The sequence below is a fragment of the Pseudobacillus sp. FSL P4-0506 genome (genome assembly GCF_038003025.1).
Classification (GTDB): Bacteria; Bacillota; Bacilli; order Bacillales; family Domibacillaceae; genus Pseudobacillus.
In genome coordinates, this window is the sequence record NZ_JBBOOI010000001.1 from 4,154,317 (window position 1) to 4,167,752 (window position 13,436).

The window sequence follows — 13,436 nt, forward strand, 5'->3', positions numbered from 1 at the left end:
CATCAACTAGTTAACAGAACCTTTTTGAAAAAAGAGGGATTCCAATCTCCTCGCGGAAAAAACGGAATCCTCTTTGATAACATCCATTGATTTTTACATTACATATAAGCGCCCATAATCGAAGAAATAGCTGAACCTTCTTCTACATGCTGAACAATAATCTTAATCATTTGTTCTGTGCCCACAACTGTGCTTCCAGCAGCTTGAAGGTCAGGCGTCCGGTAACCGGCATTCAATACTTCTTGAACTGCCTGCTCAATTGATTCTGCTTCTTCACGCAAATTGAATGAGTACTTCAGCATTAAAGCTGCTGAAAGAATCATTGCCATTGGATTAGCTTTATTAAAGCCGGCAATATCAGGCGCCGAACCATGAACTGGCTCGTACAAGCCAAAGCCGTCTTCCGTCAAGCTCGCTGATGGCAGCATTCCAAGTGAGCCAGTGATCATAGAAGCTTCGTCACTTAAAATATCGCCAAATAAATTTTCCGTTACTACCACATCAAAATCTTTCGGACGGCTGATCAACTTCATCGCCGCAGCGTCAACATACATATGTTCTACTTCTACCTGCGGATACAAAGCGGCTTTTTCATTAACGATCTCACGCCACATCCGGCTTGATTCCAGTACATTCGCTTTGTCGACGGAAGTAAGTTTTTTGTTGCGGATCACAGCAAGCTCAAACGCTTTGTCTACAATTCGCTCAATTTCTGCTCTTGTATATTGCAGCGTATCAACAACGGAATCTTGATTCGTCCCGCGCCGTTCGCTTGGCTTTCCAAAATATAATCCGCCAGTCAGCTCACGTACAATCATCAAGTTCACATTTTCTGCAATTTCGGGCTTGAGTGGTGAAGAGTGCAGCAAGCTGTGAAAGCCAATAACCGGGCGAAGATTAGCGAACAAACCAAGCTCTTTGCGGATTGCGAGCAATCCACGCTCCGGACGTATATGAGAAGGCAAGTTATCCCACTTTGGCCCTCCTACCGCTCCCAAAAATACGGCATCACTTTGCTTACAAAGCTCCAATGTTTCATTTGGGAGAGGATTATTTGATTCATCGATGGCTGCACCGCCAATGTTCGCATATTCAAATTCAAATTCATGGCCAAATCTTTGACCGACTGCTTCTAACACGGCAGTGGCCCCTTTCACCACTTCCCGGCCGACTCCGTCTCCAGGCAATACTGCAATGTTCTTTTTCACGTTAACCCCTCCGTTACATCAAATGTGTACTTTCTGTACTTCTGACTGCTGTGCTTCTAACGTCAATACCCGATTAACAGCATTTAGATAAGCCCGTGCAGAAGCTTCGAGAACGTCTTGTGCTGTACCTCGCCCACTCGTTTCAATGCCTTTATGCTTAATGCGCACATACACTTCAGCAAGAGCATCACGACCAGCACTGACTGAATTAATTTTGTAATCGTGCAGTTTAACCGGTTCATCCAGCAAACGTTCAAGCGTATTATAAATCGCTTCAACGCTTCCTGAACCAGTGGCCGCCTCTGTCACTTGCATGCCGTTTGGAAGCGTAGCAGAAATAGTAGCTGTTGGAATATTTTCTGTGCCATATTGAACTTGAATGCTATTCAACTCGTAATGACTAACATCGACTGCTTCTGTTTGTTTATCAGCAAGAATGGAGAAGAGATCTTCATCCGTGATTTCCTTCTTCTTGTCTGCCAAATCTTTAAATGCTCGAAATGCTTCGTTTAATCTTTCTTCTGTTAAATCAAAGCCGAGGTCGATTGCTTTATTCTTAAAGGCATGACGACCAGAAAGCTTGCCAAGAACGAGTTTATTGGACTTCACACCGATTAGCTCTGGTGTGATAATTTCATAAGTCGTTTTTTCTTTCAATACGCCATCCTGATGGATGCCTGATTCATGAGCAAAAGCGTTGTCGCCAATAACCGCTTTATTGGCAGGAACGATCATGCCTGTTAACTTGGATACGAGGCTGCTCGTACGCTTAATTTCATTTAACTTCAAGTTGGTAGTCGCACCGTAAAAATCATTACGGATATGAAGAGCAACAGCCACTTCTTCAAGCGCTACGTTACCAGCACGCTCACCGATTCCATTGATGGTGCCTTCAACTTGACCGGCTCCTCCTTCGATGGCTGCTAATGAGTTTGCTGTTGCCATGCCGAGATCATCATGGCAATGAGCAGACAAAATAGCTTGATCGATATTTGATACGTGGCTTTTTAAGTACATAAATAGTTCTTTAATTTCTTTTGGTGTGATATAGCCGACGGTATCCGGGATATTAATAATTGTCGCACCGGCTTCAATGGCAGCCTCTGTTACACGAGCCAAAAATTCTGGTTCTGTACGGCAGGCATCTTCAGCGGAAAACTGCACTTTCGGAAACTTTGCTTTCGCATACTTAACGGCTGCTACCGCTCTTTCAACAACTTCATCTTTTGACATTTTTAACTTATATTCGCGATGAATAGGTGAAGTAGCTAAAAAGACGTGAATGCGTGGTTCCGCTGACTCTTTTAGTGCTTCCCAGGCTGCATCAATATCTTTTTGATGAGCACGAGCAAGGCCAGTAACTGAACTATTTTTCACAGTATTCGCAATCAGCTTAACCGCTTCAAGGTCGCCTTTTGAAGCGGCTGGAAAGCCCGCTTCAATGACATCGACCCCAAGTCTTTCCAGCTGCTTGGCAATCTCTAACTTTTCAAGAGTGTTTAAGTTAACACCAGCTGTCTGTTCCCCATCTCTTAACGTTGTGTCAAAGATCTCAACCTTTCGCACCGGCTGACACTTCCTTCTTGGATTGTTTTTTTACAAATGGCATCATCGCACGAAGTTCTCTTCCTACTACTTCAATTGGATGTTGTTTTTCACGTTCATTGATTGCTGTAAATTCAGGACGGTTTAATTGGTTTTCAAGCAGCCAGCCTTTTGCGAATTTACCAGTTTGGATATCTTTCAGCACTTCTCCCATACGAGCTTTCGTTTCATCAGTGATTACGCGTGGACCTGATACAAAGTCGCCCCATTGTGCTGTATCAGAAATAGAATATCTCATTTCTTCAAGGCCGCCCTCGTACATTAAGTCAACGATTAATTTCAGTTCATGCAAGCACTCAAAGTAGGCAACCTCTGGCTGATATCCCGCTTCTACTAATGTTTCAAATCCAGCTTTGACAAGAGCAGATACGCCTCCACAAAGAACGGCTTGCTCACCGAATAAATCCGTTTCTGTTTCTTCTTGGAAAGTAGTTTCCAATACACCTGCACGAGCAGAACCAATACCTTTCGCATAAGCAAGAGCAATGTCTTTCGCCTCACCTGTCACATCCTGGTAGATAGCGATTAATCCTGGTACACCCGCTCCTTCTGTGTATGTGCGGCGCACTAAATGACCAGGTCCTTTAGGGGCAGCCAAGAATACGTCTACGTCTGCCGGTGGAACGATCTGATTGAAGTGAACGTTGAAGCCATGAGCGAATGCCAATGCTTTTCCTGCATTCAATTCAGGCTCAATTTCATTTTTATAAACAGCTGTTTGGTATTCATCCGGAAGAAGAATCATGATTAAATCTGCCTCTGCACTTGCTTGGCGAACTGATTTAACATCAAATCCATCTTTTTCTGCTTGATCCCAAGACTTTCCTGGTCTTAAACCAACAACTACATCTACGCCGCTTTCACGTAGGTTTTGTGCATGCGCATGTCCTTGTGAACCATATCCAATGATTGCTACCTTTTTATTTGCTAAAACTGCCTCGTTGATATCTCCGTTATAATATACTTTTGCCATTTTCATCATCCTCCAAAATTTTGTTTGTTTATTTTAAGATTGAATATTGCTTCAAATCTGTTACCTGTTTTTGTGAGCCACGCGTTAAAGCCGTTTGGCCTGTACGCGACAACTCTTTGATGCCATAAGGGCGAAGCAATTCGATCATCGCTTCTATTTTTTCGAAGTTTCCAACAACTTGGATGGTTACACTATCCTTAGCCACATCAATAATTGTGGCTCGGAAAGGTTCAATAATCACATTGATCTCAGCTCGGGTTTGCGGAGTAGTGAGAACTTTAATTAAAGCGAGTTCTCTTGATACAACGGCCTGATCAGTGATATCAGAAACCTTTAAAACATCTACTTGCTTATTCAGCTGCTTTAACACCTGCTCAGCTGTCCGTTCATCTTCTACGTGAACGATAAATGTCATTTTGGAAATGCCTTCTGTTTCTGTAGGCCCGACTGTGATGCTTTCAATATTGAATTGCCGTTTTGTAAACAACCCGGTAATTCTATTCAATACACCGCTTTGGTTAAGTACGGTTACAGTAACTGTGCGTTTCATGGTTTCACCCCAATCATCTCATGAAGTCCTTTGCCTGGTGCAATCATCGGGCATACTAGCTCTTTCGGTTTAATCCGGCAATCGATTAGGACTGGCTCGCGGCTGTTTAATGTTTCATTTAATACGCTTTCCGCTTCTTCTTCTGTTGTAACAGAGTAGCCCTTAATTCCATAAGCTTGAGCCAGTTTTACAAAGTCTGGCTGGCATGGAATTAACGACTGCGAATATCTTTCTTCATAGAAGGCTTCCTGCCATTGTCTAACCATCCCTAGCGCCTGGTTGTTATATACCATAATTTTGACTGGCAAGTTCAACTCAGCAACAAGAGCCAATTCTTGTAAAGTCATCTGGAAGCCAGCATCTCCGGCGATCGCAACAACCGTTTCTTCCGGACAGGCAATTTGCGCACCAATGGCAGCCGGGAAGCCGAATCCCATTGTTCCAAGACCACCTGATGTCACCCATCGGTTTGGACGGTTGAACCCGTAATACTGTGCAGTCCACATTTGATGCTGGCCAACGTCTGTTGTGACAATCGCCTCGCCATTTGTAATTTCATGAATCATTTTCGTTAATTGCTGAGGAGAAATACCTTCCCCCTCTTCAGAATGCCAAAGCGGAAACTCTTTTTGGGATTCTTTCAGCTGCAATCTCCATTCATTGGCATCTGGTGCAATTAAGTCCGTTTCAAGCAGTTTCTCCAGAGCTTCTTTTGCATCGGCTACGATTGGAATATGGGTGTCCACGTTTTTACCGATTTCTGCTGGATCAATGTCAATATGGGCTACTATGGCTTCAGGCGCAAAGTGCTGTAAATTACCGGTTAACCGATCGTCGAACCTGGCACCTATGTTGATCAACAAGTCTGCTTCATACATCGCCATGTTGGCTGCATATGTTCCATGCATACCGCCCATCCCTAAGAATAATGGGTGATCTGCTGGAAACGAACCAAGTCCGAGAAGGGTATTAACTACCGGAATATTCATTTCTTCTGCAAGGGAAAGCAGCTGTTCTGAAGCATGAGCATGAATGACTCCTGCACCAGCTAAAATAAGCGGCTTTTTCGCTTGAGCAATCGCATCTGCAAGCTTTTTAATCTGTAAAATATTAGGCGCAGTGTTTGGCTGATAGCCTGGCAAATTAACTTCCGTTACGAATTTAGGGGTTTCGCCTAATGTTGTAGCTATATCTTTCGGAATATCGATTAAAACGGGACCAGGGCGGCCGGTTGTTGCAATATGAAAAGCTTCTCGAACAATTCTTGGCAATTCTTTCAAGTCACGCACTTGATAGTTATGTTTTGTGATTGGCATAGTGATTCCGATCACATCCGCCTCCTGGAAAGCGTCTGTTCCAATAACCCCTGTTGCTACCTGTCCTGTGAAGACAACAAGAGGAAGAGAATCCATCATGGCGTCTGTAATACCTGTCACAAGGTTCGTTGCTCCTGGTCCAGAAGTAGCAATGACGACTCCGGGCTTTCCTGATACTCTGGCATAGCCCTCAGCTGCATGAATAGCAGCCTGCTCATGTCTCGCTAAAATGTGCCGAATGGGGTTTCTATACAAGGCGTCATATAGTGGCAGGACAGCTCCCCCCGGATAGCCAAACACAACTTCGACTTCTTCTTTCTTCAATGCTTCAATAAAGAGATCTGCTCCACTCATGGCCTGAGTCAACGGTTTGGCTTTTGTTTTTACTTTTGCATTCATGCAATTTCCCTCCAAATTGTTGTTTTCCTAAATCGCAAGAGTGATTTTGGGCTCTTTAAGTAAAAAAACAAAAAGAAAAGTCTTTACACCCTCACGCCTACTAATCTGTTAAGCGCAGGGGTGAAAAGACTTTTCTTTTCACGGTACCACCCTGGTTTATGACATTTTCACAAATGTCACCTCGTGGACAATTTAAAATAATTGTCCTTTTTGATAACGAGTAAATGATACTCGACCGATCCTAATTGTCCCCGTTCAGACCGGCACTCAGAGGGGATGTCGCTGTAAGGGGTATGCCGGCTCTCAGCCCCGCCGGCTCTCTGTGAATACCGTTTCTTACAACTTTTTCCTCGTCAACGCTTTAGTGATTAAATTTTCATAACTCCGCCTGTGTTTGCAGAAGTAACCAGCTTTGAATATCTTGCTAAATAGCCTTTTTTAATTTTTGGCTCTGGCTGCACCCAGTTTCTCTTTCTTTCAGCCAGCTCTTCCTCTGTTAAAACTACATTGATGGTTCTATTTGGTAAATCAATAATAATTTGATCTCCATTTTCAACGAAGGCAATTGGTCCTGCTTCAGCGGCCTCTGGTGAAATATGGCCGATAGAGATTCCTCTGGAAGCTCCTGAAAATCTTCCATCTGTTATTAATGCTACTTTTTTATCAAGACCACGGCCTGCGATGGCTGATGTTGGAGCAAGCATTTCAGGCATTCCCGGTCCTCCTTTAGGACCTTCGTAGCGAATGACGACGACATGTCCTTCTCTTACTGTGCCGTTATCAATGCCTTCCTGAGCTTCTTCCTGAGAGTCAAAGACAATCGCTTCTCCCATAAATGTCTTAATGGAAGGATCAACAGCTCCAACTTTAATGACTCCGCCGTCCGGGGCTAGGTTCCCGAACAGGATGGATAGTCCACCAACCGGGCTATAAGGATTATCGCTTCTGCGAATGACTGCTTCATTCGTAATTTCTGCATCTTTTACATTCTCGTAAACAGATTTTCCTGTAATCGTGATACGTTCTTTATTTAAAGCATCGATGCGGCAAAGTTCATTAATAATGGCACTAATGCCTCCCGCCTCGTGAACATCCTGCATTGTATAATCAGAGGCCGGACTAATTTTAGCTAAGTATGGCACCTTTTTAGCAATTTCATTGATTCGTTTCAAGTCGTAATCAATCTCTGCTTCGTGGGCAATAGCAAGCGTGTGAAGAACCGTATTCGTTGAACCGCCCATCGCCATGTCAAGCGCAAATGCATCATCAATGGCTTCTTTTGTAATAATATCTCTTGGCTTAATATCATTTTTAATTAAATCCATTAAGTGATGAGCAGCCTGTTTAATTAATTTGTGACGCTCTGTTGAGGTAGCTACGATTGTAGCATTTCCTGGCGGTGTCATACCGAGCATTTCCATTAAGGAGTTCATCGAGTTGGCTGTGAACATTCCTGAACATGACCCGCATGTTGGACAAGCATTGTTTTCAATTTCAAGCAGCTCTTCGGCTGACATCTTCCCTGAACGGTGAGCCCCGACCCCCTCAAAAACAGAAACGAGAGAGAGATGTTTTCCAGTACTTGTCTTCCCGCCCTCCATGGGTCCGCCGGAAACAAAAACAGAAGGGACATTCGTTCTGGCAGCTGCCATTAACATGCCGGGAGTAATTTTGTCACAGTTAGGAATGTAGAATACTCCGTCAAACCAGTGGGCGTTAATAACTGTTTCGGCAGCGTCAGCAATCAACTCCCTGCTCGGCAGTGAATACCTCATTCCAATGTGGCCCATGGCAATACCGTCGTCTACCCCAATCGTATTAAACTCGAAAGGAACCCCTCCGGCTTCGCGAATCGCTTCTTTAACGACTTCCGCAAATTTGTTTAAATGTACATGGCCCGGGATAATATCAATATAAGAATTACACACCCCGATAAAAGGCTTATGAAGATCTTCTGTTTTTACTCCAGCTGCATAAAGCAAGCTTCGGTGAGGGGCACGATCAATCCCCTTCTTTATCATGTCGCTGCGCATAGTATCCCTCCAGGTGTTCTCTAGCTGCATAGGTTGCTAAGATGAATGTGATCTGTTTTAAAAGTAGACTGTAGGCCAAAAGAAACGCCGGCTTTTCGTCTCAATATTTCATTACTTATTTATCATTCAAATCTGAAAATTAAGTTTATGTTGTGGTCAATCATATCCTGCTTTTTCTTGCAGGTCAACACCTTTTAATAAATTTTTAGACAATTAAAACTATTAATTTCTAGCGCGCCGAAGATGCAATCGCTTACAAAGCTGATATCATCGCTTTTTGTTTTTTCAAAAAAAATTCGTAATTTTTTTTATTGATTTTTGTCTATTTCTAATGTAATACCTATTCTGAACATTTTTAGCCTTTTTCTTTTCATGACGTTCAATATACTAAATAAAAAACTTCCCCAGAGTCCATCATAAACGGCTCCAGGGAAGCTTTATTAAAATAATTCATTCCACTTATCTATCGCTTTATCAAACCAGTTTTTCTCTTTTTCCTTTGGCTTTTCTTCCTCAATGGATTCCACATCAAAAGAAGTGCCGTCAAGTTCTGGAAGGGTTTCCTCCATAATTTCCTTGAACAGAGGAACCGCTCCCTCGGAGCTATTGGTAGCAAGATGATTACTTTCACTTGCCTTTTCTACGCCAATCCATACGGTACCTACCACATCCGGTGTATAGCCGACAAACCACTGATCTTTCGTCCCACTTACCCCTTTAATTGGCACCTGAGTAGATCCTGTTTTACCTGCCAGCTCAGTTCCTGGCACTCTCGCTTTCTTTCCAGAACCATGCTTAACCACATTTAGAAGCATCGCATTGATGTTATCCGCCACTTCTTTTGTCGTCACTTTTGTTTCCTTCGGCGTCCATTTTGGTTTAATTTCGCCTTCCGGACCAATAATCTTTTGAATAAAGAAACTGTCTTTGCGCACTCCTCCATTTGGGAAGGTTGTATACGCTTGAGCAATATGCAAAGGAGCTACTCCTTTGGTCATACCGCCTAACGCAATCGATAAGTTCTCATCGCTTTTTTCAAACGGAATTCCGAACCGTTCCAGTGCATTTAATCCCTTCGACAATCCAATTTGATCAAGAAGCCAAACAGTAGGTATGTTAATGGATTTCTCCACTGCTTTATTCATTGTTACTTCTCCCCGATAAACGCCTCCATAGTTGGTTGGCTCATAGTCTCCGAATTTCATCGGTTCATCAGGCAGCATGGATGTTGGCTCATAGCCTTCCTCAAGAGCAGGCGTGTACACAACAAGCGGCTTTAATGTCGAGCCTGGAGAAGATTGCATTTGTGTAGCATAGTTGAACCCTCTAAATACGTGTTCTCCCCGTTTTCCAACGATCGCCATCACTCCGCCTGTCTTTGGATCAAGCAAGACGGCTGCACTTTGAGATGGCTCTCCATTGACTGAGTCAGGAAATAGCCAATCTTTTTTATATACCTGCTCAAGTCCAGATTGTACTTCCTGATCCATTGCAGTATAAATTTTATATCCTTTGGTTAACAGATCATTCTGAGTCAAGCCAAAGCGGTTAATCGCTTCGTTGATCACTGAATCAGTATAATACGGATACTTTCCTTTCAACGGATCACCGCTTCTATCCTCAAGATCTGGGCGCGCCTGTTTGGCTCTTTCCGCTTCTTCATCTGTAATGTAACCATACTTCGCCATTTGACTGAGCACGACATTTCTGCGGGCGATAGACTTATCCATATTCTTATAGGGATCAAGTACAGATGGCGCTTTGATAATTCCCGCCAGCATAGCAGACTCACTAAGCTTTAGCTCGTTGACATCCTTTCCAAAATACTTTTTCGATGCATTTTGAACTCCCCATGCTCCGCTACCAAAATAAATCGTATTTAAATACATTTCCAATATTTCTTTTTTGGTGTAAACTTTTTCAATTTCAATAGCGAGGAATAATTCTTCTACTTTCCGCTTATACGTTTGCTCCGGTGATAACAAGGCATTCTTAGTCAACTGCTGCGTAATCGTGCTTCCCCCTTGCACGACACCTCCGGAAAACGTATTTTTAACGAGTGCCCGGCTCATCCCTTTTAAATCAAAGCCATTGTGCTCATAAAAACGGTGATCTTCAATCGATACAACAGCATCCTGTAAATACTTTGGCATTTTGGCAATTGGCACGCTATCTGAGCGGTTAGCCGATAGCTTGCTCGCTTTATCTCCGTTCATATCGTAAAGAGTAGTTGATTGCGACAACCCCTTCTTTAACGTTTCCACATCCGCTGACTTCATAAAATAAACGATAAATCCAAGGCCGCCTAAAATCATAACCGCCATGACTAAAATCATAATTTGTGTTAAATGAAACTTTCTCCACAAATTTTTGATAAATCTGCTAATCGCATTCATACTTCTGTTTCTTGCCTCCTGAATGAGCAAAATTCCTCTCTGCCTTTAAGCTAAGAGTGCAATTTGATTGTGCCCTCTCCCTTACTTTATCTTCTCCAACAATAAGCTTCTCAGACACAACCAGAGCTTTATTATACCTGATAGGCCCTAAATCGCCAATCTTCAGCTAAATATCAGCAAAACAGCGCTTTTTTGCTTCCTTTTTTGGCAATAAAAGCAACTTATTTACTTTCCTTCAAAAAATTACACCGCTTACTGCAGTGGCTAAGGATAAAATGATAAAGAAAAAGCTAACGGTCAAAAACCGTCAGCTTTTATCGTTTGTTTATTTCAATTTTTTCTCTTCGTCTTCATCCTCCATAATACCTTTCATGCCACGCTTAAATTCATGCAGCGTCTGTCCGGCTGCTTTACCGAGCTGCGGAAGTTTGGAAGGGCCAAAAAGCAATAAGGCAACAATAAGAATAAGAGCTATTTCTCCGAAACCGAGATTCATATACAATTATCTCCTTTTGCTTTGCAAGCTGTTAATAGCGCTATTATACAATAAGAAAAAAAAATGTAAAACACCAAACAAGCAAATGTCCCTTTTTTGACATGCCTGTTATGTCCCCTTTTTAGGCGCCTGCCCGCTGTTCCTTAATGGTTCTCTTTTTCTCCGTTTCTGCTACATAAACTGCACAAGCTGCATCCCCAGAAATATTGATAGCTGTCCGTGTCATATCCAGGATACGGTCGATTCCTAGAATCAAGCCAATCCCTTCTACCGGCAAGCCAACACTGCTTAACACCATGGCAAGCATAATCAGGCCGACACCTGGCACACCGGCTGTTCCAATACTAGCTAAAACAGCAGTGAGTACTACAGTAGCCAGTTCACCCACTGTTAAATCAATACTGTATACTTGTGCAATAAATAGTGTTGCAACCCCCTGCATAATCGCTGTCCCGTCCATGTTGATGGTTGCACCGAGCGGCTGGACAAAAGAACTAACGGACTTTGGCACATTCAAACGGTTTTGCGCTACTTCCATGGAAATGGGAAGTGTGGCATTACTGCTTGATGTGCTGAAAGCGACACTCATTGCCGGGGCAAAGTTTTTGAAAAACCATAGAGGGCTTTTTCTGGCAAGAAATAAAATGGTCCCGCCGTAAGTTAAAACTCCATGAATAAACAAGGAAGCAAGCACACAAACCATATAAATGCCCATTGCCCGGATAGCGTCCCAGCCCTGGCTTCCAATAGCCGAAGCAATCAACCCGAAAGTACCATACGGAGCAAATTTCATCACAAAGCTGACAAGATACATCATAAGATCATTGCCCTGCTCCACTAATTTCAGCAGGCCCTTTGTTTTTTCACCTAAAGCCGTTAAAGCCAGACCAATAAAAAGAGCAAATGTAATAATTTGCAGCATGTTGCCTTGTGTCATGGCCTCAAGCGGATTTTTCGGAATGATATTCAACAGAGTTTCCCCGACAGGAGGAGCTTTTTCAGCAGAAAACTCTGCATTTTTCACGTCAAACTCTCCTGCCTTACCAGGCTCTACTACACCGGCGATAATTAATCCGATAATAATAGCGATTGTAGTAGTAATTAAAAAATAAGAAATCGTTTTCAATCCAATCCTGCCTAACTTTTTCGGATCTCCAAGACCCGCAGCTCCCAGAATAATAGATAAGAATACGATTGGTACGACGAGCATGCTAATGAGGTTAAGAAAAATGCGGCCAAGCGGAGTAAAAAAATAAGGATCTAATACATCGTAGGCATTGGGTGCGAATATATTGAGTAGCAGCCCTACTACAGCACCGGCAATTAAAGCAATAATAATTTTCCCAGTAAGTTTCATCCCCGTTCTCCCTCCCCAAATTCAATAATCAGTCACAAATTCCATCATAACTGACAATTTCAAAAAATACAAAAATATTCAATATGATTACATTTACCTCAATTTCCTTACACTCAAACGCCGTCTTACTTGCTTTACTTCATGACAGTTGTTTTAGTTATTTGATACGATAAGATTAAACTGCCTCTGGAGGAAAGCTATGAAAAAGAAGAACATCGAACTAGATGAAGAAACCTTATTTATTGTGTCACAAACCTTTAAAGCTTTATCAGACCCTACAAGGCTTCGAATTCTAAACTTGCTTTTTACTGGGGAACACTCGGTAAATGATATTGCTGAAAGATTATCGCTGCTCCAATCCACCGTCTCACATCAGCTCCGCTTTTTAAAAAACTTGCGGCTTGTTAAGTACCGGCGTGAAGGCACCACCTTGTTTTATTCACACGATGATGAACATGTCATTGACCTTTTATTCCAAGCTATCGAGCATGCCAAACATCATTAGAAAGATTACCGTTTAACGAAATATTCCATTAGTCCTATATCTTTCGGTTACTCGCTTACTAATTTTTTTGACATTTAGGCATATTTTTAGAAAAAGGGGGTAAAAAAGAAATAGAAACGACGGCAAAGGGGCTTGAATAATGGATAACAAAAACATATTATTTCTTTCTACATCAAATGACCTAAGCATCATGGCTGCAGGATGGGCCTCTAAGCTAGACGATCCTTCACTAAACTTTGTGAGCGCGTCCTTTATCGAAAGCTCGGAAAATGAATTGTTAATTGAGGCAATGAAAGAAGTTAATATAGATATTACAGACAAAGAATTAAAACTAGTCGCGCCTCACTTGATCACAAAAGCTGATCTGATCGTGAACATCTATGATTTTAAGCACGATCGGGAGCCTGACCTTTCACTTGCTCCTAAAAAGAAGGTCCTTCGTTGGGATATCCCAAATCCGGAACATTATGATGACTCCACAGAGAAATGGGCAGCTTATCAAATCGTATGCGATGAGCTAGCGGAGCATGTAAAGAATTTAACGAATGAATTAAACTAAGCCTCTTTACCTGATTAGATTCTAATGGTAAAGAGGCTT

The 13,436-nt window shown here is 42.4% G+C and carries 11 protein-coding genes and 1 other annotated feature; of the genes, 2 read left to right on the forward strand and 9 right to left on the reverse strand.

Translation table 11 applies throughout. The annotated features are described in order from the left end of the window. Positions 1 to 98: 98 nt before the first annotated feature. From leuB to MKZ02_RS20875, 9 genes are all read right to left on the reverse strand, one after another. Entirely contained in the window at positions 99 to 1,208 is a 1,110-nt protein-coding gene (gene leuB / locus MKZ02_RS20835) for a 3-isopropylmalate dehydrogenase (protein ID WP_120036429.1), read from the reverse strand. Between the two features lie 18 nt (positions 1,209 to 1,226). Then, positions 1,227 to 2,774, reverse strand: a complete 1,548-nt coding sequence (locus MKZ02_RS20840; RefSeq protein WP_120036428.1) for a 2-isopropylmalate synthase — start codon at positions 2,772 to 2,774, stop codon at positions 1,227 to 1,229. Beyond that, complete coding sequence (gene ilvC, locus MKZ02_RS20845) at positions 2,761 to 3,786, reverse strand: ketol-acid reductoisomerase (RefSeq protein ID WP_120036427.1); 1,026 nt, start codon at positions 3,784 to 3,786, stop codon at positions 2,761 to 2,763. The genes MKZ02_RS20840 and ilvC overlap by 14 nt, the downstream gene beginning before the upstream one ends. 28 nt (positions 3,787 to 3,814) lie before the next feature. Then, positions 3,815 to 4,336: an acetolactate synthase small subunit gene (gene ilvN, locus MKZ02_RS20850; RefSeq protein WP_120036426.1), complete on the reverse strand. Its 522-nt coding sequence runs from the start codon at positions 4,334 to 4,336 to the stop codon at positions 3,815 to 3,817. Then, positions 4,333 to 6,051, reverse strand: a complete 1,719-nt coding sequence (gene ilvB, locus MKZ02_RS20855; protein WP_120036425.1) for an acetolactate synthase large subunit — start codon at positions 6,049 to 6,051, stop codon at positions 4,333 to 4,335. Before ilvB ends, ilvN begins: the two co-directional genes overlap by 4 nt. Before the next feature lie 113 nt (positions 6,052 to 6,164). Then, positions 6,165 to 6,417, reverse strand: a binding site (T-box leader). A gap of 2 nt (positions 6,418 to 6,419) precedes the next feature. Next, positions 6,420 to 8,084: a dihydroxy-acid dehydratase gene (ilvD, locus tag MKZ02_RS20860; RefSeq protein WP_120036424.1), complete on the reverse strand. Its 1,665-nt coding sequence runs from the start codon at positions 8,082 to 8,084 to the stop codon at positions 6,420 to 6,422. A gap of 440 nt (positions 8,085 to 8,524) precedes the next feature. Next, a complete protein-coding gene (locus tag MKZ02_RS20865; protein ID WP_340856043.1) occupies positions 8,525 to 10,480 on the reverse strand; it encodes a transglycosylase domain-containing protein in 1,956 nt (651 codons plus the stop codon). 325 nt (positions 10,481 to 10,805) lie between these two features. Then, on the reverse strand, positions 10,806 to 10,976 hold the full coding sequence (tatA, locus tag MKZ02_RS20870; RefSeq protein WP_120036422.1) for a twin-arginine translocase TatA/TatE family subunit: 171 nt from the start codon (positions 10,974 to 10,976) through the stop codon (positions 10,806 to 10,808). Positions 10,977 to 11,097: 121 nt separating this feature from the next. Then, positions 11,098 to 12,333, reverse strand: a complete 1,236-nt coding sequence (locus MKZ02_RS20875; protein ID WP_340856045.1) for a dicarboxylate/amino acid:cation symporter — start codon at positions 12,331 to 12,333, stop codon at positions 11,098 to 11,100. Between the two features lie 199 nt (positions 12,334 to 12,532). On the opposite strand from MKZ02_RS20875, the gene MKZ02_RS20880 reads away from it, so the two are divergent. Both MKZ02_RS20880 and MKZ02_RS20885 read left to right on the forward strand, forming a co-directional pair. After that, on the forward strand, positions 12,533 to 12,838 hold the full coding sequence (locus MKZ02_RS20880; protein WP_120036420.1) for an ArsR/SmtB family transcription factor: 306 nt from the start codon (positions 12,533 to 12,535) through the stop codon (positions 12,836 to 12,838). A 139-nt stretch (positions 12,839 to 12,977) separates the two neighbouring features. Then, positions 12,978 to 13,397: a hypothetical protein gene (locus MKZ02_RS20885; RefSeq protein ID WP_120036419.1), complete on the forward strand. Its 420-nt coding sequence runs from the start codon at positions 12,978 to 12,980 to the stop codon at positions 13,395 to 13,397. The last annotated feature ends 39 nt before the right edge of the window (positions 13,398 to 13,436 follow it).